This is a genomic window from Micromonospora sp. DT228 (assembly GCF_049841595.1).
Lineage (GTDB): Bacteria > Actinomycetota > Actinomycetes > Mycobacteriales > Micromonosporaceae > Micromonospora.
On sequence record NZ_JBNCKO010000009.1, the window covers coordinates 1 to 25465 of the forward strand.

The window sequence follows — 25465 nt, forward strand, 5'->3', positions numbered from 1 at the left end:
CGGGTTGCCACCCGACCCGGTCGTGACCACCCGTGACCTGCCGGCCATGTGGAAACGCGCGGGCCTCGCCGCCCTCGTCATGACGGCCGCCACCGTGTTCGCGTTCGTCGGCGGTCGACGATGACCGACAGTCCACCGAACGAGCCGGCCGGCGCCCGGTTCCGCGAGTTCCAGGACCGCGTCGACCAGGCCGTCGGGCAGCGCCGGGGCGGCCGGGGTCGCGGTCACGACGGCGAGCAACTGACCGTGCCGGTGGCCGACTTCACCTCCTATTACGGCCGCCCGATCCTCAAACCGCCGGTGTGGAAACACGACATCGCCGGCTACCTGTTCACCGGAGGCCTCGCCGCCGGCGGCGCGCTGATCGGCGCGGGCGCCCAACTGACCGGCCGCCCCGGCCTGCGTCAGGTGGGGCGGTGGACCGCCCTCGGCGGCGTCACCGCCAGCGCGTACCTGCTGGTGCACGACCTCGGGCGCCCCGCCCGGTTCCACCACATGCTCCGGGTCGCCAAGCTGACCTCGCCGATGTCGGTCGGCACCTGGATCCTCACCGTGTTCGGACCACTCGCCGGTGTCGCCGCGATCACCGAACTGGCGCCGCGGCTGCCGCAACACGGCGTGCTCGGCCTCGCCCGCCGGCTGATGCCCCCGGTCGGCAACGTCGCCGGCCTGGCCGCCGCGGCCACCGCCCCGGCGCTCGCCACCTACACCGGGGTGCTGCTCGCCGACACCGCCGTACCGTCCTGGCACGACGCGTACCCGTCGTTGCCGTTCGTCTTCGCCGGCAGCGCGCTCGCCGCCGCGGCTGGGGTCGGACTGATCGCGGCGCCCGCCGTGGAGACCGCCCCGCTGCGGCGACTCGCCCTCGCCGCGGCGACCACCGAGGTGGTCGGCGGTCGCCGGCTGGAGCGGATGGGCCTGACCGGGGAGCCCTACACGCAGGGTCGTAGCGGCCGACTGATCCGGGCCGGGCGGGTGCTGCTGGGCGTGGGCACCGTCGCCGCGTTGTTCAGCCGGCGTAGCCGGATGCTGTCCGCGCTCTCCGGCGCCGCGCTTGTCGCGTCGTCGGTCGCCACCCGGTTCGGCGTCTTCGAGGCCGGGATGGCGTCGGCGCGCGACCCCAAGTACACGGTCGTGCCGCAACGGGAACGGCGCGACCGCAGGGAGGGCCGGTCGCCGGCCGAGAAGGGGACATAGCTCGACCAACAGGCGCCAGCCAATGAGCCAGCAGACGGGGGACTCAGCTCATGGCACACACCGCAACCGATCAAGGAAGATCCGCGCCGACGCGGGGCCGATGGGGTCTCGTCGTCGCCGCGGTGCTCGTCCAACTCGCGCTCGGCGCGGTGTACGCGTGGAGCGTGTTCAACAAGCCGCTGCAGGACGAATTCGGTTGGGCCAAGTGGGAGGCCGTGCTGCCGTTCGAGGTGGCGATCGGCACGATCTTCATCGGCAGCCTGATCGGCGGGCGCATCCAGGACCGGCGCGGCCCACGACCCGTCGCGCTCGGCGGTGGCGTGCTCTACGCGGTCGGCAACATGCTGGCCTCGCTCACGTCGTCGGAGGACGACCTGTGGCTGCTGGTGCTCACCTACGGCGTGCTGGGGGGAATCGGCCTGGGGGCCGCGTACATCACCCCGATCGCGATGCTCGCCAAGTGGTTCCCGGACCGGCGCGGCCTGATCACCGGCATCGCGGTCGCCGGCTTCGGCTTCGGCGCCGTGATCGTCGCGCCGGTGGCGAAGAGGCTGCTCAACGGCACCGACGATCCCACCGACGTGTTCTTCCCGCTGGGCGTCGCCTACCTGATCGCGATCCTGCTCGGGGCGTCCTTCTTCCGTAACCCGCCGGCTGGTTACCAGGTGCCCGGGTTCACTCCGAAGACCGCTGGTCGCGCCCTCGCCGGCACCCGCGTCTACACCCTGCGGGAGGCCCTGCGCACCCGACAGTGGTACCTGCTCACCGGGATCCTCGCGCTCAACGTGGCCTGCGGCATCGCACTGATCTCCCAGGCGTCCGATGCCGCCCAGGTCATCACCGGGGCGAGCGCGGCGGCCGCCGCCACGCTCGTCGGCGTCCTCGGCCTGTTCAACGGCGCCGGGCGGGTGGCCTGGGCGTGGTTGTCCGACCGCACCGGGCGGATGCCGGCGTTCCTCGGGATGCTGCTGCTCCAGGCGATCTGCTTCTTCATCCTGCCGCACGCCGCGTCCCTGGCGCTCTTCGCGGTCCTGGCCGCCCTGGTCTACCTCGCCTACGGCGGTGGATTCGGCACGATGCCCGCCACCGCTGCCGACTACTTCGGCACGCCCAACGGCGGCGCCATCTACGGTGCGATGATCGTGGCCTGGAGCATCGGCGGCGTGGTCGGCCCGCTAGTCACGTCGCTGCTCTACGAGGCGAGCGGCAAGAGCTACACGCTGCCGTTCACGGTCATCGCGATCGTCGCCCTGATCGCCCTGGTCCTACCGCCGATCACCCGAATGCCCTCCGAGCCAGGGCTACCCGGGTCACCGGGCGGCGCGGGCCGCTGAGCCGGCCGGCGAGAGCGACGTGGGGGGGGGGGGGGCGGCCCCCCCCCCCCCCCCCCACGTCGACATCACTCGCGGGAGAACCCGCCCTTGGGCGCGATGATCTCCAGGTTGGTGCCGTCGGGGTCGTTGAAGTACGCGACCTCGGTGCCGACGGCGGCCGGCGGGTTCACCTCGCCGGGCGCGAACGTGTACGGCTGCCCGAGGAACTCGATCCCGGCCGCGCTCATCCGGTCGAAGACCGACCGTACGTCGTCGACCTGGAAACACAGGTGCATCGAGCCGGGCCGGTTGGCGGCGACCTGGGCGGCGTCACCGACCGGCTCCTGGAACTGGATCAGGTCGATCCCGAGGTTGTCGAGGTTGAACGTGGCGTACCGCAGCTTCGTCGTCGGCAGCCCCTGCGACTGCGCGAACCCGGCGCCGTGCATGCTCTCGTCCCGCACGACCGGCTCCGCGCCGAGCAGAGCCTGGTAGAACGCGACCGAGCGGTCAAGGTCACTCACCGCGATGCCGACGTGCGCGGCCGACGTGAGGCCGATGGACACCGTCGAGGGATTCGGGAATGCCATGCTGACTCTCCTTACCGGCGTTCTTCGTCGCCTTGGTGTTGCTGATCCGCCTTGGTGTTGCTGATCTTGGTCTCGTTACCCCCGTGGGACCGATTCATGCGGCGACGTGTCCGGCCGCACACGCCCCGCCTGCCCACATCAGGCAGGCGTCAGGCTCTTTCGATGCGTGGGTGGCGACGGTCGGTCAGCCGCAGCCCGACGCCCCGGACGGCTTCGATGCTGGCCCCGGTGTCAAGCTCGTGCAGCTTGCGTCGTAGCCGCTTCACCAGGGACTGCACGTCCGCCCTGCGCTCGCGCCCCTCGTCCCGCCAGACCGACCGGTGCAGGTCGGCGTAGCTCCAGACCCGGACCGGCTCGGTGGTCAGGCAGATCAGCAGGTCGTGCTCCAGTCGGGTGAGGTCGACCTCGCGATCCCGGTAGCGGGCGACGGACCGGGCGGAGTCGATCACCAGGGCGGTGTTGGCGGCGGGCGTCGGCCCGGACGAGGTGGTGGACGGCTGCTGCGGCGCGGCGATCAGTCGGCGTAGCTCGTCGAGGTCGGCCACCAGCAGCAGCGGCGCGATGCCGTCGAGGCGTTCGGCGAGCCGGATCCGTTCGGCCGGCGACGAGGTCACCGCGATCAACAGCGGGAACGGCTCGTCGGCCGGATCGCCCCGATCCAACGTCGCCTCGTCGTCCTCGGCCACAGCACCGCCCGGGATCGATGGGCATCCCTGCCCAGCTATCGTCATGGTCCTGACAATGATTGGCAAGCGCGTCGCCAGCGGGGCAACTCTTAGCGACAAGTTGCTCACGGCAAGTTCTTGATCGTCCGTTCTTCTCGATCATAGTGTCCAGTCGGGCAACCGGCGTGACCCGCGCGGTGCATGGGAAGGCATGGGGGTTCGATCTCTCGGCCCGCCGAGACGATCCTCCCGCACCCTCACCATGGCCCATTGACACCCTGGGTCGTTCTGAGGGAGGCAGCACCAATGTTCAGACGTCCACAATGGGGGCGCGCGGCCAGATCACTGGTCAGCGCCGGGGCGGCGACGATCCTCGCCGCCACATGCTTGGTCACCATCGGATCCGGCGCGCAGGCCGCGCCGGGCGGCGCGGTGGGGGCGGGAGACAAGATCCGACCGGAGCTCGCACAGCAGCTCCAGGCCAAGAGTGAAGGGGACTTCTGGATCCGGTTCAAGGACCGGGCGGACCTGAGCAAGGCCAGCGCCATCAAGGACTGGTCGAAGCGCGGCACGGCGGTCGCGGACGCTCTGCGCAAGACCGCCGCGGCGAGCCAGGGCAAGATCCGGGCCGAACTCGACAGCTCGGGTGCGAAGTACCAGACCTTCTGGGTCACCAACGCGATAAAGGTGAACAGCGGCTCCCTGGCGATGGCGCAGACGTTCGCCAACCACGCCGAGGTCGAGGGCCTCTACGCCCCGGTCACCTACAAGGTGCCCGAGACGATCAAGGGCACCGACGAGAAGACCGTGAACGCCCTGGAGTGGGGCATCGCCAACATCAACGCCGACGACGTCTGGTCCCAGTTCGGCGTCAAGGGCGAGGGCATCACCATCGCGAGCATCGACAGCGGGGTCCAGTTCGACCACCCGGCGCTCGTGAACTCCTACCGCGGCAACAACGGCGACGGGACGTTCGACCACAACTACAACTGGTTCGACGCCGCCGGCACCTGCGAGACCGGCCCCTGCGACGACGACGGCCACGGTACGCACACGATGGGCACCATGGCCGGCTCCGACGGCGCGAACCAGATCGGTGTCGCCCCCGGGGTCAAGTGGATCGCGGCGAACGGTTGCTGCCCCAGCGACGCCGCTCTCATCGAGTCCGGGCAGTGGATGCTCGAACCGCTCGACCTCAACGGCCAGAACGCCGACGCGAGCAAGCGACCCAACGTCATCAACAACTCGTGGGGCACCCGGGAACCGTCCAACGAGCCCTTCATGACGGACGTGACGGACGCCTGGGCCGCGTCCGGGATCTTCGGCGTCTGGTCCAACGGCAACAGCGGGCCGGCATGCCAGACCAGCGGCTCGCCCGGCAGCCTCGCCGACAACTACTCGACCGGCGCGTACGACGTCAACAACAACATCGCCGGCTTCTCCGCCCGGGGCACCGGGCAGGACGGTGAGATCAAGCCCAACATCTCGGCCCCCGGCGTGAACGTCCGCTCGAGCATCCCGGGCAACGCCTACGGCAGCAGCAGCGGCACCTCGATGGCCGCACCGCACCTCGCGGGCGCGATCGCGCTGCTGTACTCGGCGGCCCCGTCGCTCATCGGCGACATCGACGCGACCCGTGCGCTGCTCAACGGCACCGCGATCGACAAGGCCGACGCCCAGTGCGGCGGCACCGCGGCCGACAACAACGTCTACGGCGAAGGCCGGCTGGACGCCCTCGCGTTGCTCACCGCCGCGCCGACCGGCGACATCGGCACCCTGGCCGGCACCGTCACCGACGCGGCCACCGGCGCCCCGATCGCCGGCGCGACAGTGACGCTCACCGGTCCGACCACCCGTGAGGTGACCACCGGCGCCACCGGCACCTACTCGACCCAGCTCCCGACCGGCGACTACCAGGTCACCGTGGCGGCCTTCGGCTACGGCAGCACCACGAAGCCGGCGACTGTCACCAAGGCCACGACCACCACGCTCAACGTCGCGCTGACGCCTGTGGCGAGTGTCAACGTCACCGGGGCGGTCACCGACGGCTCCGGCCACGGCTGGCCGTTGTACGCGAAGGTGACGGTCACCGGGGTGGCCGGCGTCTACGACTACACCACGCCGTCGAACGGCCGGTACAGCCTCAAGCTGCCGGCCGGGCAGACCTACACCCTGACGTACGAGTCGCAGTACCCGGGCTACCAGACCGTCACCAAGCAGGTCGTGGTCGGCTCGGGCAACGCCACCGCCAACGTCGCGGTGCCGGTGGACAGCACCGTCTGCACCACCGCGCCCGGCTACACGACCGGCTCCGACGGTGAGTACGAGACCTTCGACGCCACGACCACGCCGGCCGGCTGGACCGTCGTGGACAACGCGGGCAGCGGTCAGGTCTGGACGTTCACCGACGACGGCGACCGGGGCAACCTGACCGGCGGCGCCGGCAACTTCGCGATGATCGACAGCGACAACTACGGTGCCGGCACCAGCCAGGACACCTCCCTGGTCAGCCCGGTGGTCGACCTGACCAGCGTCACGGCCCCGGTCATCCGGTTCAACCAGGACTTCAACCAGCTCAACGACGACACCGCCGACGTGGACCTCAGCATCGACGGCGGTGCCACCTGGACGAACGTGCTCCGGCAGGAGACCGACGTCCGGGGCCCGAAGCTGACCGAGATCCCGATCCCGCAGGCGGCCGGTCAGGCGCAGGTGCAGGTCCGGTTCCACTACTACGACGCGTCCTACGAGTGGTGGTGGGAGGTCGACAACGTCCTGATCGGTAGCCAGATCACCTGCGTGCCGGTCGACGGCGGGCTGGTCGTCGGCAACGTCCGCGACAAGAACGACAACAGCTACGTCAACGGCGCGACCGTCACCAGCAAGGACCGGCCGGCCGAGAAGGCCGTCACCGTGGCGACCCCGGACGACCCGGAGTTGGCCGACGGCTTCTACTGGATCTACTCGACGCTCACCGGCACGCACCCGTTCACGGCGACGGCCGGCAACTACGTCAGCCAGACCAAGCAGGTCGACGTCGAGGCCGACTGGGCGACCGTCGCGAACTTCCAGCTCGCGGCCGGCCGGCTGTCGGTGACGCCGACGCAGGTGAGCGCCACGCTCCAGATGCCCAGCGGCAAGGCCAGCAAGACGTTCACGGTGACCAACACCGGTGGCGCGCCGGTCGAGGTCAAGTTCGCTGAGCGGGACAACGGGTTCGAACTCCTCCGGGCGGACGGGTCCAAGGTCACCCGGCAGCAGGTGCTCGGTGGCTCCGGCGCGCCGGAGCAGCGGCTCACCGCCGCGACGTCCTTCGCCGCGAAGGCGTCCGGCAAGGCGGCCAAGGCGGGCACCGCGGGGGTTGGCCCGCAGGCGGCGCCGTGGACCGACATCGCCAACTACCCGTCCACCATCATGGACAACCGGGTGGTGAACCTGGCCGGCAAGGTCTACTCGCTCGGCGGTGGCGACGGGAGCACCTCCACCACCAAGAACTACGCCTACGACCCGGTCGCGCAGACCTGGACGGCGATCGCCGACCTTCCCGGTGCCCGCAACGCCCCGACCGCGGGCGTCGTGGAGGGGAAGATCATCGTCAGCGGCGGCTGGGGTGACTCGGGGCCGGACTCGGCCACCTGGTCGTACGACCCGGGGGCCAACACCTGGACGGAGCTGGCCGACAACCCGGCGCCGCGATCGGCGGCCGGTCAGGCCGTCGTGGACGGCAAGCTGTACGCCATCGGTGGCTGCACCACCGCCGCCTGCACGCCGATGTCGAACAGTGTGGTCCGGTACGACCCGGCCACTGACACCTGGACGACGCTTGCCAACTACCCGAAGTCGGTGGCCTTCGCCTCCTGCGGCGGCATCGACGGCATCGTCTACTGCACCGGCGGCAACGACGGGGCCGCCGCGCTGAAGTCCAGCTACGCCTACGACCCGGGCGCCAACACCTGGAGCACGGTCGCCGACGCGCCGACCGACAACTGGGCCAGCTCGTACGCCGTCGCCAACGGCAAGCTCCTCGTCGTCGGTGGTTCGCAGGGTGGGGCCATCAGCAACGCGGGCTTCGCCTTCGACCCGGGCACCGGTTCGTGGTCGAACCTGCCGAACGCCAACACGGCGCGTTACCGCGGCGGGGCGGCGTGCGGCTTCTACAAGATCGGCGGCTCGTCCGGCAACTTCGACGCGGCCCCGGACAGCGAGGCGCTGCCCGGCTTCGAGGGCTGCGCCGAGTCGGCGGCCGACGTGAGCTGGATGGCCATCGACAAGTCGGCGGTCACCCTCGCGCCGGGGGCGAAGGTCACGGTCACCGTCACGATGACGGCGAACGTGGACCAGCCGGGCACCTACTCCGGCGCGGTCGCGATCGCGGAGAACACGCCGTACTCGGTCGCGCCGGTCGCGGTGACCATGACCGCGAACCCCCCGAAGACCTGGGGCAAGCTCATGGGTACGGTCACCGGCACCAGCTGCCAGGGTGCGACCTCGCCGCTCACCGGCGCGGTCGTGCAGGTCGACTCGTGGGCGTCGTCGTGGACCTTCGCGACCGACGCCGAGGGCAAGTACGCCTACTGGGTGGACCGCCGCAACAACCCGATCACGATGATCGTCGCCAAGGACGGCTGGAAGCCGCAGACCCGTCAGACGAAGATCAACAGCACCACTCCGACCGTGGAGGACTTCGGGTTGGCGCCGATCCGGTGCTGACGCCCGAACGGTAGCGATCACGTCCGGCCCGCCTGGTGTCCGACCAGGCGGGCCGGACCGGGTCCGGCGGATCAGACCGGGACGAGCCGGAAGCCGACCCCGCGTACCGAGTGGATCGTCGCCGCGGCGTTCAGCCTGGCGAGCTTGCCGCGCACCCGGCGGACCACCGAGTGCATGTCGGAGCCACGGCCGAGGTGCCGGTTGCCCCAGACTTCGAGGTGCAGGCGCTCGTAGGTCCAGACCTGCCCGGGCGCGTGCACCAGGCAGAGCAGGACGTCGTGCTCCAGGCGGGTCAGGTCGATCTCCTGGTCGCGCCACCGCAGCACCCGCCGGTCGGAGTCGACGGTCAGGTCCGGTGGCGGCGGCGGTGGACTCGGCGCGACGTCGGCGAGCACGCCCGTGACCGGGGGAGTCGGAACGGGAGGTGTCTCGACCACCCCGAGGAACTCCCGCGCCTGGTCGACTGTCGAGACGATCAGGAAGGCGTCGCTTCCGCCGAGTAGTCGGGCCAGCTGTCGGCGTTCGGCCGGTGACGACGCGATGCCGATGACCAGGCTGTCGACAGAGTTTCCCTGCATTCCCCCAACCCCTTCCGGTTCCCCAACTCACTCCGGATGGATTTTTCGCACCGTCGACGCGAAACATCGATCGGCGTCCTGACCCTAGTGGCGGCTGATCTCGGCCGGGTAAAACATCGTCGATGCAAGCAGATGAATTCGACCACGTCGCGGTGGTCGTCAGCCGGTCTCCGGCGGTCCGGAAGCAGTTGTGACAGAACCAAGACAATCCGCGCACGGCGTACGGACCTGCCGGGGCGAGCATTGTCGCCATGTCCATCGGATCGTCGTACCCCGTCGGGCGGTCGACGCCCGGCCCGCAGCCGGCGCGACCCCTGCGGCACGCCCGCGCGGCCGTGCCGCTGGGTCTCCGGCTGTTCGCGGCGTCGCTGTGCGGCCTGCTCGCCCTGACCCTCACCGCGGCCGTCTTCGTGCGCACGTACCCCGGTCAGTGGTGGGACGGCGCGCTCCTGCCGCGCGCCGAGCGGGGTGGGGGCTACGAGCAGCAGACAGTGCTTGTGGGTCCGGCCAAGACCGTACTTGCCGCCTTCGGTAGCCCGACACTCCTCGCCGCCCTGCTCGGCGCGGTGCTGGTGGTGGGTGCGCTCCGGCGGCGGCTGGCGGCGGGCGTGGTCGGCGTGGGCCTGGTCCTGTGCGCGGTGGTGGTGGCCGGCGCGGTGAAGTCGGCGCTGCCCCGTCCGGACCTCCAGATCGAGAGTTCGACCACCCACAACAGTTTCCCCAGCGGTCACGTCACGGCGGCCACGGCGCTGCTGCTGGCGTTCATGCTGGTCCTCCCCGGGTGGGCCCGGCGGTGGCTGGTGGTGCCGGGCGCGGCGGGTGTCGCCCTCATCGCGGCGGCCACGATGATCGCGGGCTGGCACCGGTTCAGCGACGCGCTCGGCGGCGTACTGCTGGGGGTGGCGTTGTTCTGCCTGGCCGCGGCGGCCCTGGTGGTCTGGCGCGGGGACCAGGGCGGGGACGGCCGACCGGGTGGCGGCGGCCCGTGGCGCGGGCTGGCCGAGGGGGCGGCCGGCCTGGTCGTGCTGGTCGGGGCGCTCGCGGTGGTCGTGCCCGACCTGGCCACGTCGGTGCGGCGCGGTGCGCTCGTCGCCATCGTGGTGGTCGGCTTGGTGACGATGGTCCTGGTGGGCTCCGTGGTGTTCCTGGTACGCGCCACTGATCTCGCCGGTCCGCGTCCCACGCGGTCACGACCATCGACCGGATACCAAAAGATCTCATGATGGGATACTTGGCGACATGTCCCAGGTGCTGCTGATCGAAGACCACCAGACGGTGCGCGACGGGCTGCAGCTGGCGCTCACCCGGCAGGGCCACACCGTGCACGCCGTGGGGACCGGTGAGCAGGGGTTGGACCTGCTGCGCACGACCTCGTCCGACGTCGTGGTCCTCGACCTCATGCTGCCCGGGATGGACGGGTTCGAGGTCTGCCGCCGCATCCGGCAGCTCGGCGATCTGCCGATCATCATGCTCACCGCCCGCAACGACGACATGGACGTGGTGGCCGGCCTGGAGGCCGGCGCCGACGACTACGTGGTCAAACCCGTGCAGGCCCGGGTGCTCGAGGCGCGCATCCGCGCGGTGCTCAGACGGACCGGTGGCGAGTCCCGACGTCCCGCCGGTGAGCGCGCCGGCGTGGAGGAGTACGGCCCGCTGACAATCGACCGGGCCGCGCTCGTGGTCAGCAGGGACGGGACGCCTGTCGGCCTGGCGCCGACCGAGCTGCGCCTGCTGCTCGAACTCTCGCACACGCCCGGCCAGGTGCTCAGCCGCCAGCAACTGCTGGAGGCCGTGTGGGAGCACGGATATCTCGGGGACTCGCGGCTCGTGGACGCGTGCGTCCAGCGACTGCGCGCCAAGATCGAAGTCGACTCGTCGGCGCCGGTCTTCATCCAGACCGTGCGCGGTTTCGGATACCGGTTCGGGCCGTTGTGACCCGCTGGGCCAGTGCCCGGATCCTGGGCCTGCGGGTGCGGCTGCTCCTGACCTTCGCGCTGCTGGGCGTGACCACGACGGCGGTCGTGGCCAGTGGCAGCTACGTCCAGGCCCGGACCGTCATCCTGCAACAGGCGCAGGACGCCGCCGTGATGTCGCTCACCGACCAACTCGCGAAGGTCTACCCGATCGTCCAGCTCCCGCCGACCCAGGCCGACCTCGACCTGCTGGCCCAGCGGCTCTCCGACCGGCAGGGCTTCGCGGTGGTCGTCTACCGGAACATGCGGTCACAGGGCGGTACGGAGATCGCCGACCCGCTCACCCCCGAGCTGCGCCGGGAGGTCGGTGACGGCCGGATCGCCTGGCAGCGTGTCTCGCACGACGGACAGCCCTGGCTGCTCATCGGCACCCAGTTGGCGCTCGAGGAGTCCGACGGCACGTCCCGGTCGTCCGGGCTGGAGGTCTACTCGGTGCGCAACCTCGTCCCCGAGCAGCAGAGCATCAACCGGCTCGCCACCCGGGCGTGGCAGACCGGCGGACTGTCCCTGGTCCTCGCCGTCCTGCTGGCCCTGCTGGCCGCCCGCGGCGTCCTGCGACCCGTCCGCGACCTGGGCCGGGCGGCCCGCCGCCTCGGCGAGGGCGACCTGAGCACCCGGCTGACCGTCCGGGGCGCCGACGAGCTGGCCGATGTGGCGCAGACCTTCAACGACACCGCCGGAACGCTGGAACGGCAGGTCGGGGAGCTGCGGCGGATGGAGTCCGACGCCCGCCGCTTCGTGGCCGACGTCTCGCACGAACTCCGTACGCCGCTGGCGGCGATGACGGCGGTGACCGACGTGCTCGACGAGGAGGCGGACCACCTGCCCGGCGACGCGGGCCGGGCCGCCCGGCTGGTCAGCCGGGAGACGCAGAACCTCACCCACCTGGTCAACGACCTCATCGAGGTCAGCAGGTTCGACTCCGGCACCGCGCGGCTCGCCCTGGACGACGTGGACGTGGCCGCGGCGGTGACCGCGACCCTGCGGATCCGGGGCTGGGTCGACCGGCTACGCGCCGACCTGCCACCGGGAGTCGTGGCCCGGCTGGATCCCCGCCGGCTCGACGTCATCGTCGCCAACCTGGTCGGCAATGCCTTCCGGCACGGCGCCGAGCCGGTGTCGGTACGCCTGCGCGCGGACGCGGACTGGGTCACCATCGAGGTCGCCGACCAGGGTCCGGGGCTGGACCCGGCGGTCCTGCCGCACGTGTTCGACCGCTTCTACAAGGCCGACACCGCGCGGACCCGCTCCGAGGGCAGCGGCCTCGGCCTCGCCATCTCCTGGGAGAACGCGCGCCTGCACCACCACGGCGACCGGCGGGGGAGCCTCGTCGCGGGCAACGCCCCCGGTGGCGGCGCGGTGTTCACCCTCCGCCTGCCCCGCGACCCGGCGGACGACCGAGGTGCCCGGTGACCAGGCGCGCGCTGCTCGCCGGTGGCGTTCTGCTCACGCTTCTCGCCACCGGCGGCTGCGGAGTACGGCCCAGCGAGGTCATCACCGGTCGGCCCGCGGTCAGTGGCCCGTCCCGGGGCATCGGGCTCTACCTGCTCGCGGAGGGCGAACTCGTGCTGGTCCTGCGCCCGGCGTCGGCGGACGCCTCGCCCGCCAACGCGCTCGCCCTGCTCGCGGCCGGTCCGCTGGGATACGAACGCGGCCAGGGCCTCACCAGCGAGGTGCCGGCCGGTCTCGACCCGGTCACACTGACGTCGGGGGCCAACGGGTCCGGTGACCTCACCGTGCGTACGACCGGCGCGGCCCGGTCCCTGTCGTCCAGGGCGGCCGACCAGATCATCTGCACGGTGGCCTACGCCGCGGCCCAGGTCGGCCTGGCGGGGAACTCCACACCGGTCGCCATCGTGGGGTCCGACGGCGCCCGACCGGCCCGGCCGTGCCCGCTCAGCTGACCGGATGCCGACCACCGCTGCGCGCCAGGTCGACAGGTCGCGCCTGCCGGGGCAACCCGGTGTGGCGGCCCCGGTCCGCGTCGACGAGCGCGCCGGCGATCAGGATGTCGATGAGCGCGGCGAACCCGAGACCGGCCTGCGCCCAGATCTGCGGGAACTGCGAGGCGGCGGTGAAACCGGGGAACGTGTTGACCTCGTTCACGATGGGCTCGGGGGACCCCTCGGCGGGCAGGAAGAAGTCGACCCGGAGCAGGCCCCGGCAGTCCAGGGCGCGGAAGGCGCGGATCGCCCGGTCCTGGAGCACCTCGGTGGTCTCCGCGTCGAGCGGGGCGGGGATCTGGAAGGCCGCCCCGCCGTCGTACTTGGCGTCGTAGTCGAAGAAACCGGGACCGGTCACCCGGATCTCCAGCGGCGGGCCGGCCTGCACCCGCCCGTCCGGGTGCTCGAGGACGGCCACGTCGATCTCCCGCCCGCGCGCCCCCTGCTCGACGAGCACCTTCGGGTCGACCTGACGGGCCTGCTCCAGCGCGGCGGGCACACCCGCCCACTCGTCCACCTTGACCACGCCCAGGCTGGAACCGGCCCGCGCCGGCTTGACGAAGACTGGCAGGTCCAGCCGTTGCCGGTCGGTGGACGACAACTCCTCGCCGGGACGCAGGGTCACCCCCGGGCTGACCCGCAGGCCCTCCGCCGCGAGGAGTCGCTTGGTGACACCCTTGTCCATGCCGGCGGCGCTGGCGAAGACACCGTTGCCGACGTACGGCACGCCGAGCCACTCCAGCAGCGACGCCACAGTGCCGTCCTCGCCGTACGGGCCGTGCAGGGCCGGGAACACCACATCCTGGGTACGCAGCACGCGCAGCGCCTGGGGGAGCGTCGTCGGGCGGCCGCCCACGTGCCACCCGCCGGCACGGTCGATGAGCACCTCGGTGACCTCGTACCGCTCCCGGTCCAGGTTGGCGAGGATGCTCGCCGCCGAGCGGCAGGACACCTCGTGCTCGCCACTCTGCCCGCCGTACAGCACTGCCAGTCGGGTTGTCATGAATTCCGTGCCCTTTCGTGGAGGTGGTCGCGGGCCACCCGGGGCCCGATCCCGGTCAAGATCTCGTGCGGGTTGGTGTCGGCCCAGCGCGCCCACTCGACGACAGTCGGTGGGGCCTGGTCACCCTCGCCGGGGCCGAAGACCACCACCGGGTCGCCGATCGTCACCGGTTGGTCTCCGGCGTCGACCACGCACTGGTCCATGGCGACGCGCCCGACGACGGGGCACCGTCGGCCGCCGAGCCACACCTCGGCGCGACCGCCGGTGACGCGGGGCAGCCCGTCGGCGTAGCCGAGCGGCAGCAGCGCCAGCGTGGTCGGCGCGCCGGTGACGTGGTCGGGCCCGTAGGAGACGCTCGTGCCGGCGGGCACCCGCTTGACGTTGACCACACTCGTGCGCACCGTCATCGCCGGGGTCAGCCCGAACTCGCCCGGACCGCTCGCCCCGAAGGGGTCCACGCCGTACAGCGCGATCCCGATCCGGCAGAGGTCGTAGCGCGTCCGCGGTGCGGACAGCGCGGCCGCCGAGTTGGCCAGGTGCACCAGGTCCGGGTCGAGGCCGGCCGAGCGGGTCGCCCGCAACGCCTCCTCGAAGGCCGCCACCTGCCGACCCAGCTCGGGTGCGCCCGGCAGGTCCGCGTCGATGAGGTGGGACCACACCCCGCGTACCCGGATCGCGCCCTCCCGCTCGTACTTGCGGGCCCACCGCACCAATTCCGGCCAGTCGTCCCCGGCGGCCCCGTTGCGGGACAGGCCGGTGTCCGCCTTGAGCTGCACCATCGCCGGTACGCCGAGCAGGTGGGCCGCGTCGACGACGGCGTGCAGGTGCGTGGTGGTGGACACCCCGACGTCGACGCCCGCGGTGATCAACGCCCCGAAGTCGTCGTTCGGCCGGTGCAGCCAGCTCAACGTGGGCGCGGTCACCCCCGCCGTACGCAGGGCCAGCGCCTCGGCCGCCGAGGTCACCCCCAGCCAACGGGCGCCGGCGTGCAGCGCGGCACGGGCCACCTGCACCGCGCCGTGACCGAACCCGTCCGCCTTCACCACGGCCATCAGGTCGGTGCCGGTGAGCGACGTGATGGCCCGCACGTTGTCGGCGATCGCCCCGAGGTCGACCACCGCCTCGGCCAGGGCGCTCATCCGGCCGCCCCTCCCCGGCGGGGACCGGGGAGCGCGAACAGCCAGCGCGCGTGCACCGCCACCAGCCCGCGGTGGACGGCCAGGCTCAGACCGATCACCAGCCCGCTCAGCAGAATCGGATAACCGAGCACGATCAGGCCCTGGGCGGACCGGTCCAGCCCGGAAACCGGTACGAGCAACAGCCGGTGCAGCAGGGCCAGGACCGGCATGTGGATGACGTAGATCGGCAGTGTGATGCGGCCGAGCCTAGCCAGCGGATCGCTGATCGCCGACCACCGGGCCAGCCGGGCAGCGGCGGTTATGCCGAAGATCACTGCGACCGCGGAGACCGCCGTCCATACGCCGAACCACTGCTGGGCGCCGGCCGCCGCCATCGCGGCGAGCGCGAGCGCGTAGGCGCCCGAGGTCAGCACGAGCCGACGCCTGCTGGCGGTGGCCGCCCACCGCTCGATCTGCGGTCGCAGGGACAGGCCGGCGAGGAAGAAGACCAGGTTCTGATAGAGGCCGGCCCGATTGCCGGGGGTGTCGAGCAGGCCGGCGGCGGCGATCGCGGACAACGCCGCGGCGGGCACGAGGACCAGCGCCCGGGGCACCCGGCGGGTCGCCTTGGCGACTGTGAAGTACAGCGCCAGCGCGTACAGGTACCAGAGGTTCGACGGCGTGATGGTGAGCTGCTCCAGCAGGCCCAGGGCGGAGGTGGCACGGTCGGTCGGCAGTTGCGGGGCGGCGGCGAGGACCGCGGTATGGATCAGCAGCCAGACGACATACAGGTAGAGGAAACCGGCGATGCGGCCGCGGGCGACGACCCGCCACGGCCGCTGGGCGGCGTTCGCCGCGAAGACGCCCGAGATGGTGAAGAACAGCGGCATCCGCAGCGGCAGGAACTGCTCGCCGAGCGTTCCCCACAGGCCCGGCACCGGTACGCCGACGTGCCAGTCGATCTGCAGGTAATCCTTGACTACGACGTGCCACAGAACGACGAGGACGATGCAGACGCCCTTCGCCGCGTCGGCCCACCGCGCCCGGTGTGACTGTCGGTCGGCGGGGACCGTCCGGGTCCAGTACCGGTGGCGGAACCGGACGCGCGTCGCCTCGGGCCGCGTGTCGACGGGCCGGGACTCGGTGGGAGACAACTGTTGGATCACTCAGCAGAAGCTGCCAGCCGGATATCCGCGCGTGATCCACGAATTGTCATGATCTGGTAATGGACGCGGCCAGCCCTCGACACGTCCCCTAGGCTCGTTGCGGAGGTGCCACATGAAGCTTGGGCTGCACTACTGGAACTACTCGACCCCGGCCGACCCGACCGCGATCGCGCCCACCCTGGCACAGGCGGCCACCACCGCCGAGCAGGCCGGCGTCGCGTCGTTCACCGTGATGGACCACTTCTTCCAGATGGACGCGGTGTTCGCGGCCGAGGAGCCGATGCTGGAGGCGTACACCACGCTGGGCTACGTCGCGGCGAAGACCCAGCGGATGACGCTGGGTGTGCTGGTCACCGGTGTGATGTACCGGTACCCGGGGTTGCTGGCCAAGACCGTGACGACCCTCGACGTGCTCTCCGGCGGCCGGGCCCGCCTGGGCATCGGCGCCTCCTGGTACGAGCGGGAGCAGCTCGGGCTGGGTGTGCCTGTCGTCCCGGTGGCCGAGCGGTTCGAGCGGTTGGAGGAGACGCTGCGCATCTGCCTGCAGATGTGGAGTGCCGACGACGGGCCGTTCAACGGCAAGCACTACCAGCTCGCCGAGACCATCAACTCGCCGCAGCCGTTGAGCCGCCCGCGCCCGCCCATCATGATCGGTGGCGGGGGCGAGAAGAAGACGCTGCTGCTGGTGGCGCGCTATGCCGACGCCTGCAACCTGTTCGGCCGTGCCGGCGTCGACGACGTGGCGCGCAAGCTGGACGTGCTGCGCGGGCACTGTGCCTCCGAGGGCCGCGACTACGACACCATCGAGAAGACGGTGGTGGCCTCCCGGTCGCCGCTGGACGACACCGACGCGTTCCTCGCCGAGGTGTCCGACTACGCCGCGCTCGGTGTGAGCGAGGTGCAGGTGACGCCGGATCGGCACCCGGTCGAGTTCGCCACGCGGCTCGGCGACGAGGTGCTGCCGCGGTTGGCCGACATCGGCTGATCCCGCTGCGCGAAATTCGGTGGTCGTGGGGCTGTCCGCGGTCCGGAGTCCGTGCCGAGCCGTTGCCGTTCGGCGTGCAGGAGGCCGGACAGAACGACACGGTCGCCTCGCGTACGGGCAGGATGGCGGCATGTGTGTCGCTTGTAGCGACGCAGAACCTCGATGACGGTGATTCCGGGAAGGACCACCTTCATACCGGGGTTCTGCGTCTTCTCGTTGCACCGCAACGGATCCGGGCGCGTCCGGACCGCCGATCGAGTCAGCTACTCCAAGTCCTTGCTCGGAAGGGCCCGGTGGAGGATCAGCAGGGGGTCAGCTGCCAGGTCACCTTCGTCACCTTGACCGGTATATACAGGTCGCCCCCGGTCCCGCCGGCAGGAGCGCAGTTTTTGAAGGGAATCGACGAGCCGAAAGTGAACCCGGATATCACGGCGTCGCGACCTGTGCCGTTGTAGAAGTTGAATCCCTGGATGCTGCCGGTCCACTCGCTGTTGGTCGTCAGAGACGGCGTCTCCACGGGACCCTGCGGCGGGTGGTTCCAGTTGGGCCAGATGCAGAGCATGCCCTGCGGGCAGTTCCCGGACCCCCAGCTTTGTATCGACACTCCGGGTGCTGCCGCCGAGGCGGTGGGGGCGGCGGCCAGCACGCCTGCGACGGACGCGGCGATGGCGATGGCGATGGATTTCAAGAGCACGGTTCACCTGCTTTAGATAGATATTTGTAGATGCGATTTAAGCTACCGGTGGAAAATTGACACGTCAAGCACTGAAACGACGTAGTCCGGCGGGTCAATCGGAAGCCGGCGTCCACCTGTGTCTGATGACGATTGAGGTAGTTTCAGGGTGGTATCTGTCGGATGGCACCACGGCCTGCCAGCATCCGACCACCGCCCATGGTGGCACCGACCGTGCTCTCACCCGACGGCGCCACTGTGGAAACGCTTGTCGTCAGCCAGACCGACTCGCCGCCCACCGACCCGGCGGTCGAGCTGGGCCGCCTGGCCGCCGGCGAGCGGTACCGCGGGCGCTGATCGAGCAGCGGGGCTGTGGCGCCGGCACGGACCACCTGCGGTGGAACCGGAGACGACAGCCTGAGCACGGCCGAGGGCTGTCCTCCCGTACTGCGGAGAACAGCCCTCGCCGTGATCGAACAGGCAACTTGGTGACGGGTCAGGCGACAGTGGCGGGGAACCGCTCCCACACCCGGTGCGCGGCCATCAACTGCTGCACCGCCGCCAGCGCCTCCGGACCGGAACCCGCCGTCACGACGCCGGGCGTGCCGGCCACACCGGCCTGCTCCAGCACCGTGACGCCGGCGCCCCAGGCGCCCACGGCCTTGGCGTGCCGCCAGGACTCCTCGACGAGGAGCAGCACGCGGGGATCGACGGTGGCCGGCGTACCCGCCGTGGCGTCGCGGGCCGGGACGGCATCCGGCGCGGGTGCCGGCGCTCCGGCCAGCAGGACCGCGTCGAACTCGACGGACCGGCCGGTGGCGAAGGTGCGCTGCACCGGCATACCGCCCACCACGCCAGCGTGCGGGGCGATCAGCAGCGGCACCATGCCGGCCGCGAACACGGCCCGCCGGACCTCGTCGACGCCGTCCAGGTCGCCGTCGGGGTCGACGACGATGCCGACCATCCGACCGTCACTCGGCCACTCCCGGCCGACCTGTGACAGCGCCGGGCTGGGCGTGACGTCGGCGAGCGGCTCCGTCGGCTGCGGGGCGGGCAGACCCAGCCCGGTGGCGACCTGCTCGCAGAGCACCGGGTCGATGTTGGCCAGGCACTGGAGCTGACGCTCCTTGATCGCCTGGTGGTAGCACTTGCCCAGCTCGAAGGTGTACGCCCGGATGATGTGGTCCTTCTCCACCGGCGACATGCTCGACCAGAACAGGCGTACCTGGCTGTAGTGGTCGTCGAACGAGGCGGGGTTGGCCCGTACCTTCGGCGCCTGCGCCACCGTGACCGGCACGTCGACGAAGGCGTGCTCGGCGTCGCCGGCCGGGAACGGGTTGCCGCCGTCGAGCGAGTTCGGCCGGTACGGTGCCACGCCGGCGTGCACGGCGTGCTGGTGGAAGCCGTCGCGCAGCATGTCGTTCACGGCGGCGTGCGGGCGGTTGATCGGGATCTGGGTGAAGTTGGGTCCGCCCAGTCGGGTGAGCTGCGTGTCGACGTAGGAGAAGAGCCGGCCCTGCAACAGCGGGTCGTTCGTCACGTCGATGCCCTGCGGCAGGTGGCCCAGGTGGAAGGCGACCTGCTCGGTCTCGGCGAAGAAGTTCGTCGGCGTCCGGTTGAGCACCAGCCGCCCGATCGGCTGTACCTCGGCCAGCTCCTCCGGCACGATCTTCGTCGGGTCCAGCAGGTCGACGCCGGCGAAGGTCTCCTCCGGGGTGTCGGGGAAGACCTGGATGCCCAGCTCCCACTCGGGGTACGCGCCGGCCTCGATCGCGTCGTAGAGGTCGCGCCTGTGGAAGTCCGGGTCCATGCCCCCGAGCAGCTGCGCCTCCTCCCAGGTCAGCGAGTGCACTCCCAGCTTGGGCTTCCAGTGGAACTTCGCCAGCACCGTCTCCCCGGCCTCGTTGACGAGGCGGAAGGTGTGCACACCGAAGCCCTCCATCGTCCGGTACGAGCGCGGGATGCCCCGGTCGGACATGTTCCAGATGGTGTGGTGCTGCGCCTCGGTGTGCAGCGACACGAAGTCCCAGAAGGTGTCGTGGGCGCTCTGCGCCTGGGGGATCTCCCGGTCCGGGTGCGGCTTGCCGGCGTGGATGATGTCCGGGAACTTGATCGCGTCCTGGATGAAGAAGACCGGCATGTTGTTGCCGACCAGGTCGAAGGTGCCCTCGTCGGTGTAGAACTTGGTCGCGAAGCCGCGGGTGTCGCGGACCGTGTCGGCCGAACCCCGCGAGCCGAGCACTGTGGAGAAGCGCACGAAGACGTCGGTCTCGCGCCCCTTCTTGAGGAAGCCGGCCCTGGTGACCGCCTCGGCGGTGCCGTACGCGGTGAACACCCCGTGGGCGCCGGCGCCCCGCGCGTGCACCACGCGCTCCGGGATGCGCTCGTGGTCGAAGTGCGTGATCTTCTCGCGTAGGTGGTGGTCCTGCAGCAGCACCGGGCCGCGCGGCCCGGCCTTGAGCGAGTGGTCCGTGTCGCGCAGCCGCGCTCCGTTCGCGGTCGTCAGGTAGGCGCCCTGCTGCCCCTTCGCGGTCGCCGGAACGCCGGTCTCGGCGCCGGTCGGCGTACCCGTCTGCGGTGCCCCCTGCGCCGGCTTCGGTGGTAGCGGGTCGTGTGGCGTCGTCGGCTCCTCGACGCTCGGTGGCGCGCTACCCGGCGCGCCGGGGACATCCGGGGTGAGGGCGTCGGCGATCTTGCCGGAGGCCGTCTTCACGGCGTTCTTGACCGCCTTGGCGGGCTTGCTTGTTTCCACGTGACGAACCCCTCCAGGGAGCGTGTGCGGGCAGGCGAGAGCCCTGCTACCCCTGGTCAGAGGGTCGAAACACCATCGATCCCGGCAACCTGCGCCGGAACTGGTGATTTCGCCGATGCGCGGACCGGCGGACCGGCCAAAACTCATGTACGTCGATTTCCCTCGACCCTAGGGAGTGCCCGACGTGTCCTCACCAACCACCACCCGTCCCCGTTCCGTCGCAGCTCGGCTCGCGGTGACCGCCGTCCTGGTCGCCGGCGGCGTTCTCTCCGGCCCGACCGGCGCCGCGCAGGCCGCCGGCCCGTACGAGCGGGGCCCGGCCCCGACCACCTCGATCCTGGAGGCCAGCCGCGGCCCGTTCGCCACGGCGTCGCAGAGCGTGTCGTCGCTGAGCGTCACCGGCTTCGGCGGCGGCGTCATCTACTACCCGACAAGCACCAGCGAGGGCACCTTCGGCGCCATCGCCATCTCGCCCGGTTACACCGCGGCCTGGTCCAGCATCAGCTGGCTCGGACCGCGCATCGCCTCGCACGGCTTCGTGGTGATCGGCATCGAGACCAACACCCGGCTGGACCAGCCGGACAGCCGGGGCCGGCAGCTTCTCGCCGCGCTCGACTACCTCACCCAGCGCAGCTCGGTGCGTACCCGGATCGACAGCAGTCGACTCGCGGTGGCCGGGCACTCGATGGGTGGCGGGGGCACCCTGGAGGCGGCCTCGTCGCGGCCGTCGTTGCAGGCCGCCGTGCCGCTGGCACCGTGGAACACCGACAAGAGTTGGTCCGAGCTGCGGGTGCCCACACTGATCATCGGCGGGGAGAGTGACACCGTGGCGCCGGTGTCGTCGCACTCGGTGCCGTTCTACAACAGCATCCCGGCCTCGGCCGAGAAGGCGTACCTGGAGCTGAACGGGGCGAGCCACTTCTTCCCGCAGACGACGAACACGCCCACCGCCCGGCAGATGGTGGCCTGGTTGAAGCGGTTCGTCGACGACGACACCCGCTACGAGCAGTTCCTCTGCCCCGGCCCGAGCGGCTCGCAGATCGAGGAGTACCGCAACACCTGTCCCAGCTCCTGAGCGTGGTCGCGGGGCGGTCGCCGGTGGCGGCCGCCCCGTCGGCGTGCGGACGAGGGCCATAGAAGGTCTTGACGCGATACCCGAGAAACGTACACTGCGAGTGTAAATAAACACCCGCCACGACAGAGGGATGGGTGATGGAGCGAGGCCTCGAACTGCACCACATCGGCGTCCGTTTCGGCGGCCTCACCGCCCTCGACGACGTCTCGCTGCGGGTCCCACCCAACCGGGTGGTGGGCGTGATCGGGCCCAACGGCGCCGGCAAGACCACGCTGTTCAACGTGATCTGCGGGTTCGTCGCGCCGGAGACGGGCTCGCTCACCCTCGACGGCCGGCCGCTGCGACCCCGGCCGCACCGGCTGACCCGGCTCGGCATCGCCCGGACCCTCCAGGGCACCGGCCTCTTCGCCGGTCTGACCGTGCTGGAGAACGTGCTGACCGGCGCGTCGCACACCGCCCGGGCGGGCTTCGTCCCGGCGCTGCTCGGGCTGCCGGCGAGCGACCGCGACGAGCGCCGACTGCGTCGGCACGCCCTGGACATCCTCGACGACCTGGGCATCGCCGAGCACGCCGAGGCCGCGCCGACCACGCTTCCCTTCGCGGTACGCCAGCGCGTCGCCCTGGCCCGCGCGCTCGCCGCCCGGCCCCGGCTGCTGCTGCTCGACGAGCCCGCCGGTGGCCTCGGCGCCGACGACATCGCCGAGTTGGCCGAGCTGGTCCGGCAGCTGCCCCGGCGCGACGACGACCCGTGTGCGGTGCTGCTCGTCGAGCACCACATGGACCTGGTGATGGCGGTCTGCGACGAGCTCGTGGTGCTCGACTTCGGCAAGGTCATCGCCGCCGGCACCCCGGACGAGATCCGCGACGACCCGGCGGTCACCGACGCGTACCTCGGCGCCACCGTCGAGGAGGTTTCCCCATGACCGCCACCGACCTGCTGGTCGTGCGGGGGCTGGTCGCCGGTTACGGCGCCGCGCCCGTGCTGCGGGCCATCGACCTCACCGTCCCGGCCGGCACCATCGCCGCTGTCGTCGGCGCCAACGGCGCCGGCAAGACCACCCTGCTGCGTGCGCTCTCCGGCATGATCCGCCCGGCCGCCGGCCAGGTGCTGCTCGCCGGGGAGGACCTACGCGGCACGCCTGTGGAGCAGCTCGTCCGACGCGGCATGGCGCACGTCCCGGAGGGGCGGGGCGTGATCAGTGAGCTGACTGTCGACGAGAACCTGCGCCTCGGCGGATTGTGGCGCCGTGACCGGGCCGACGCGCGGCGTGCCCTCGACGAGGTCTACGACCTCTTCGAACCGCTGGCCCGACGCCGCCGGCACCTCGGCCACCAACTCTCCGGCGGTGAGCGGCAGATGCTCGCGCTCGGCCGGGCCCTGGTCGGCCGACCCCGCCTGCTGCTGCTCGACGAGCCGTCACTCGGCCTGGCGCCGCGGGTGGTCGCCCGGACCATGGCCCTGCTCCGCCAGCTACGCGACCGCACCGGCCTGACCGTCCTGCTCGTCGAACAGAACGTGCGCAGCGCGCTCGCCGTCGCCGACCAGGGCGTCGTGATGTCCCTCGGCCGGGTGGTGATCGCCGCACCGGCGGAGCAACTGCGTGACGACGTCGACCTGCGCCACGCGTACCTCGGTTTCTGACCACCACCTCGTCCCCGGAAGGAGGACTGTTGGACCGCTTCGTCTTCCTCACCATCGACGGCCTGTCCCGGGGCGCGGTGTACGCCGCGTTCGCGCTGGCCCTGGTGCTCATCTGGCGGGCGGCGCGGGTCGTCAACTTCGCCCAGGGGGCGATGGCCGTCGCCGCCGCGTACGTCGCCTACACGGTCAGCGCCACGACCGGCTCCTACTGGCTGGGCTTCGTGGTCGCGATCGTCGCCGGCCTGCTGCTCGGCGCGCTCGTGGACCGCGTCGTGATGCGGCACGTCGACCACACCTCACCGCTCAACCCCGTGATCGTCGCGCTCGGGCTGGTGCTGTTGATCCAGGCCGTGCTGGGCATGGTGTACGGCAACGAGTTCCGTCCCGCCGAGGCGCCGTTCGGTAGGTCCGCGCTCACCGTCGGCGGGGTGGCCGTGCTGTCGCCGTTCGACCTGTTCGTCTTCGCCACGATCGCGGTGGTGGTCAGCGGCCTGGCCTGGATGTTCGCGCGTACCCCGGTGGGGTTGCGGATGCGTGCGGCGGCCTTCGCCCCGGAGGTGTCCCGGCTGCTCGGGGTCAACGTCGGTGGCATGTTGACCCTCGGCTGGGCACTCGCCTCCGGGGTGGGCGCGCTGGCCGCCATGCTGGTCCTGCCGACCGAGTTGGGCCTGCACCCGCACGCGATGGACCTCGTGTTCGTCTCGGCGTTCACCGCGGCGGTGGTCGGTGGGCTGGACAGCCCGCCGGGCGCGGTGGTCGGCGGCCTGGTGGTGGGTCTGCTGCTCTCCTACGTGAGCGGTTACGCCGGCAGCGACCTCACGCCGCTCGCGGTGCTGGTCCTGCTGCTGGCGGTGCTGCTGGTCCGGCCCGGTGGGCTGTTCGCCCCGGTCGCGGCGAGGCGGGTGTGAGCGCCACGAGGGCGGCGGCGCCGCCGAAACAGCAGCTCGTCGACGTGGGCCGCACCGTCGACCGGCGACGCGGCTCGACCCTGCTGCGCCACCTCGCGATCGTGCTCGTCGTCGGGCTCCTGCTGGTCGGGGTCAGCTACGCCGTCGAGCCGTTCCGTAACTTCCAGCTCGCCACCGTGGCCGCCTACCTCTGCGCGACCGCCGGGCTGACCGTCCTCACCGGACTCAACGGTCAACTGTCGCTCGGCCACGGCGCGTTGATGGCCACCGGGGCGTACACCCTGGCGCTGTGCCAGAACGCGTTCGCGGACCGGGGGATGACCGGCGGCTGGCTGCTGCCGCTCTCGTTGGGCGCGGCGATCGTCAGCACTGTCGCGGTCGGGGCGGTGGTCGGGGTTACGGCGGCCCGGCTGCGCGGTCCCTACCTGGCCGGGGTGACCCTCGCGGTGGCCGTCGTCGTGCCAGCGCTGGCCGTCACCTTCGACGGCGTCTTCAACGGCGAGCAGGGGCTGTCGGTGCCGGTGGAGCCGCCGCCGCTGTCGCTCGGCCCGTACTTCCCCTACGAGCGGTGGCAGCTCTGGCTCGCCGGCGCGGCCACCCTGCTCGCGTTGCTGCTGCTGGCCAACCTGACCCGCAGCCGGTACGGGCGTACCTTCCGGGCGGTTCGGGACGACGAGGTGGCGGCCCGCCTGGCCGGCATCCACGTGGCCCGTACCCAGGTCCTCGCATTCGTGGTCAGCGCCGCCACCGCCGGACTCGGCGGGGCGCTGCTGGCGGTGCTCGCGCAGAGCGTCTCACCCGGGGCGTTCTCGCTGACCCTGTCGCTGTTCCTGCTGATGGCGGTGGTGATCGGCGGCCTGGGTCGGCTCACCGGCGCGCTCTGGGGGGCCATCCTGCTGGTCGCCCTGCCCGACCTCACCCACTCCGCGACCGAGTTGCTCACGCTCTCGCCCGCGGTGGCGCAGCGGCTGGAGGGAAACCTGCCGCTGGCGATCTTCGGCCTCACCCTGATCGTCGTCATGATCGCCGCACCCGGTGGCATCCAGGGGCTGCTGTCGCGTCTTGGTCGGCGCCTGCGGGCCCGGCGTTCCTGAGCTGCTCCACGCCCGGCCCCGGTCGGGCGCACCACCACCCACACCGTTCCCCGAACCGGACCGAGAAAGGTCGGTGTTCT

At 71.4% G+C, this 25465-nt stretch carries 22 protein-coding genes and 1 pseudogene; 15 read left to right on the forward strand and 8 right to left on the reverse strand.

Annotated elements, in window-relative coordinates; all coding sequences use genetic code 11:
- The 3 genes and pseudogenes from ACLQ29_RS19185 to ACLQ29_RS19195 form a co-directional block, all read left to right on the forward strand.
- Positions 1–124: pseudogene (locus tag ACLQ29_RS19185) on the forward strand (4Fe-4S dicluster domain-containing protein); the annotation flags it as partial.
- Positions 121–1197 (forward strand): NrfD/PsrC family molybdoenzyme membrane anchor subunit, encoded by a 1077-nt coding sequence (gene nrfD / locus ACLQ29_RS19190; protein WP_425772872.1) that lies wholly within the window; start codon positions 121–123, stop codon positions 1195–1197. The pseudogene ACLQ29_RS19185 and the gene nrfD, both read left to right, overlap by 4 nt.
- A 50-nt stretch (positions 1198–1247) precedes the next feature.
- The gene (locus ACLQ29_RS19195) at positions 1248–2531 is read left to right on the forward strand and encodes an L-lactate MFS transporter (protein WP_425772873.1); all 1284 of its coding nucleotides are present in this window, start codon (positions 1248–1250) and stop codon (positions 2529–2531) included.
- 65 nt (positions 2532–2596) lie between these two features.
- Here ACLQ29_RS19195 and ACLQ29_RS19200 read toward each other — a convergent pair whose 3' ends face one another.
- The gene (locus tag ACLQ29_RS19200) at positions 2597–3100 is read right to left on the reverse strand and encodes a VOC family protein (RefSeq protein WP_425772874.1); all 504 of its coding nucleotides are present in this window, start codon (positions 3098–3100) and stop codon (positions 2597–2599) included.
- A gap of 149 nt (positions 3101–3249) precedes the next feature.
- Positions 3250–3786 carry a winged helix-turn-helix domain-containing protein gene (locus tag ACLQ29_RS19205; RefSeq protein ID WP_425760831.1) on the reverse strand — a complete coding sequence of 179 codons (537 nt, stop codon included), beginning with the start codon at positions 3784–3786 and terminating at the stop codon, positions 3250–3252.
- A gap of 366 nt (positions 3787–4152) precedes the next feature.
- Between ACLQ29_RS19205 and ACLQ29_RS19210 the strand changes: the two genes are divergently transcribed.
- Positions 4153–8475: a S8 family serine peptidase gene (locus ACLQ29_RS19210; RefSeq protein ID WP_425772875.1), complete on the forward strand. Its 4323-nt coding sequence runs from the start codon at positions 4153–4155 to the stop codon at positions 8473–8475.
- A 71-nt stretch (positions 8476–8546) separates the two neighbouring features.
- Here ACLQ29_RS19210 and ACLQ29_RS19215 read toward each other — a convergent pair whose 3' ends face one another.
- Complete coding sequence (locus ACLQ29_RS19215; RefSeq protein ID WP_425772876.1) at positions 8547–9053, reverse strand: winged helix-turn-helix domain-containing protein; 507 nt, start codon at positions 9051–9053, stop codon at positions 8547–8549.
- 251 nt (positions 9054–9304) lie between these two features.
- Here ACLQ29_RS19215 and ACLQ29_RS19220 point away from each other — a divergent pair, with 251 nt between their 5' ends.
- Genes ACLQ29_RS19220 through ACLQ29_RS19235 form a run of 4 tightly spaced genes read left to right on the forward strand, consistent with a single transcriptional unit; the run spans position 9305 to position 12930 of the window.
- Positions 9305–10276, forward strand: coding sequence for a phosphatase PAP2 family protein (locus ACLQ29_RS19220; protein ID WP_425772877.1), 972 nt, complete (start codon positions 9305–9307; stop codon positions 10274–10276).
- A gap of 16 nt (positions 10277–10292) precedes the next feature.
- Positions 10293–10988 (forward strand): response regulator, encoded by a 696-nt coding sequence (locus tag ACLQ29_RS19225; RefSeq protein WP_425760828.1) that lies wholly within the window; start codon positions 10293–10295, stop codon positions 10986–10988.
- Complete coding sequence (locus ACLQ29_RS19230; RefSeq protein ID WP_425772878.1) at positions 10985–12439, forward strand: ATP-binding protein; 1455 nt, start codon at positions 10985–10987, stop codon at positions 12437–12439. Before ACLQ29_RS19225 ends, ACLQ29_RS19230 begins: the two co-directional genes overlap by 4 nt.
- Positions 12436–12930, forward strand: a complete 495-nt coding sequence (locus tag ACLQ29_RS19235; protein WP_425772879.1) for a hypothetical protein — start codon at positions 12436–12438, stop codon at positions 12928–12930. The genes ACLQ29_RS19230 and ACLQ29_RS19235 overlap by 4 nt, the downstream gene beginning before the upstream one ends.
- Here ACLQ29_RS19235 and ACLQ29_RS19240 read toward each other — a convergent pair.
- From ACLQ29_RS19240 to ACLQ29_RS19250, 3 genes are read right to left on the reverse strand one after another with little or no spacing between them, the layout of a single operon-like run.
- The gene (locus ACLQ29_RS19240) at positions 12923–13972 is read right to left on the reverse strand and encodes a D-alanine--D-alanine ligase family protein (protein ID WP_425772880.1); all 1050 of its coding nucleotides are present in this window, start codon (positions 13970–13972) and stop codon (positions 12923–12925) included. The two genes, ACLQ29_RS19235 and ACLQ29_RS19240, sit on opposite strands and share 8 nt — an antisense overlap.
- Positions 13969–15111, reverse strand: a complete 1143-nt coding sequence (gene alr, locus ACLQ29_RS19245; protein WP_425772881.1) for an alanine racemase — start codon at positions 15109–15111, stop codon at positions 13969–13971. Before alr ends, ACLQ29_RS19240 begins: the two co-directional genes overlap by 4 nt.
- Entirely contained in the window at positions 15108–16256 is a 1149-nt protein-coding gene (locus ACLQ29_RS19250; protein WP_425772882.1) for an acyltransferase family protein, read from the reverse strand. Before ACLQ29_RS19250 ends, alr begins: the two co-directional genes overlap by 4 nt.
- Positions 16257–16368: 112 nt before the next feature.
- On the opposite strand from ACLQ29_RS19250, the gene ACLQ29_RS19255 reads away from it, so the two are divergent.
- Positions 16369–17241 carry an LLM class F420-dependent oxidoreductase gene (locus ACLQ29_RS19255; RefSeq protein WP_425772883.1) on the forward strand — a complete coding sequence of 291 codons (873 nt, stop codon included), beginning with the start codon at positions 16369–16371 and terminating at the stop codon, positions 17239–17241.
- Between the two features lie 301 nt (positions 17242–17542).
- On the opposite strand, the gene ACLQ29_RS19260 is transcribed toward ACLQ29_RS19255, so the two are convergent.
- Entirely contained in the window at positions 17543–17935 is a 393-nt protein-coding gene (locus ACLQ29_RS19260) for a hypothetical protein (RefSeq protein WP_425772884.1), read from the reverse strand.
- 198 nt (positions 17936–18133) lie between these two features.
- On the opposite strand from ACLQ29_RS19260, the gene ACLQ29_RS19265 reads away from it, so the two are divergent.
- On the forward strand, positions 18134–18271 hold the full coding sequence (locus tag ACLQ29_RS19265; protein WP_425772885.1) for a hypothetical protein: 138 nt from the start codon (positions 18134–18136) through the stop codon (positions 18269–18271).
- A 139-nt stretch (positions 18272–18410) separates the two neighbouring features.
- Here ACLQ29_RS19265 and ACLQ29_RS19270 read toward each other — a convergent pair whose 3' ends face one another.
- On the reverse strand, positions 18411–20666 hold the full coding sequence (locus tag ACLQ29_RS19270) for a catalase (protein WP_425772886.1): 2256 nt from the start codon (positions 20664–20666) through the stop codon (positions 18411–18413).
- A gap of 184 nt (positions 20667–20850) precedes the next feature.
- Here ACLQ29_RS19270 and ACLQ29_RS19275 point away from each other — a divergent pair, with 184 nt between their 5' ends.
- The 5 genes from ACLQ29_RS19275 to ACLQ29_RS19295 all read left to right on the forward strand — a co-directional run bounded on the left by ACLQ29_RS19275 (position 20851) and on the right by ACLQ29_RS19295 (position 25385).
- Positions 20851–21741 (forward strand): alpha/beta hydrolase family protein, encoded by an 891-nt coding sequence (locus tag ACLQ29_RS19275; RefSeq protein WP_425772887.1) that lies wholly within the window; start codon positions 20851–20853, stop codon positions 21739–21741.
- 137 nt (positions 21742–21878) lie between these two features.
- Positions 21879–22664 carry an ABC transporter ATP-binding protein gene (locus ACLQ29_RS19280; RefSeq protein WP_425772888.1) on the forward strand — a complete coding sequence of 262 codons (786 nt, stop codon included), beginning with the start codon at positions 21879–21881 and terminating at the stop codon, positions 22662–22664.
- Entirely contained in the window at positions 22661–23383 is a 723-nt protein-coding gene (locus tag ACLQ29_RS19285; RefSeq protein WP_425772889.1) for an ABC transporter ATP-binding protein, read from the forward strand. The genes ACLQ29_RS19280 and ACLQ29_RS19285 overlap by 4 nt, the downstream gene beginning before the upstream one ends.
- Positions 23384–23412: 29 nt before the next feature.
- On the forward strand, positions 23413–24291 hold the full coding sequence (locus tag ACLQ29_RS19290; protein ID WP_425772890.1) for a branched-chain amino acid ABC transporter permease: 879 nt from the start codon (positions 23413–23415) through the stop codon (positions 24289–24291).
- On the forward strand, positions 24288–25385 hold the full coding sequence (locus ACLQ29_RS19295; RefSeq protein WP_425772891.1) for a branched-chain amino acid ABC transporter permease: 1098 nt from the start codon (positions 24288–24290) through the stop codon (positions 25383–25385). Before ACLQ29_RS19290 ends, ACLQ29_RS19295 begins: the two co-directional genes overlap by 4 nt.
- Positions 25386–25465 lie beyond the last annotated feature (80 nt).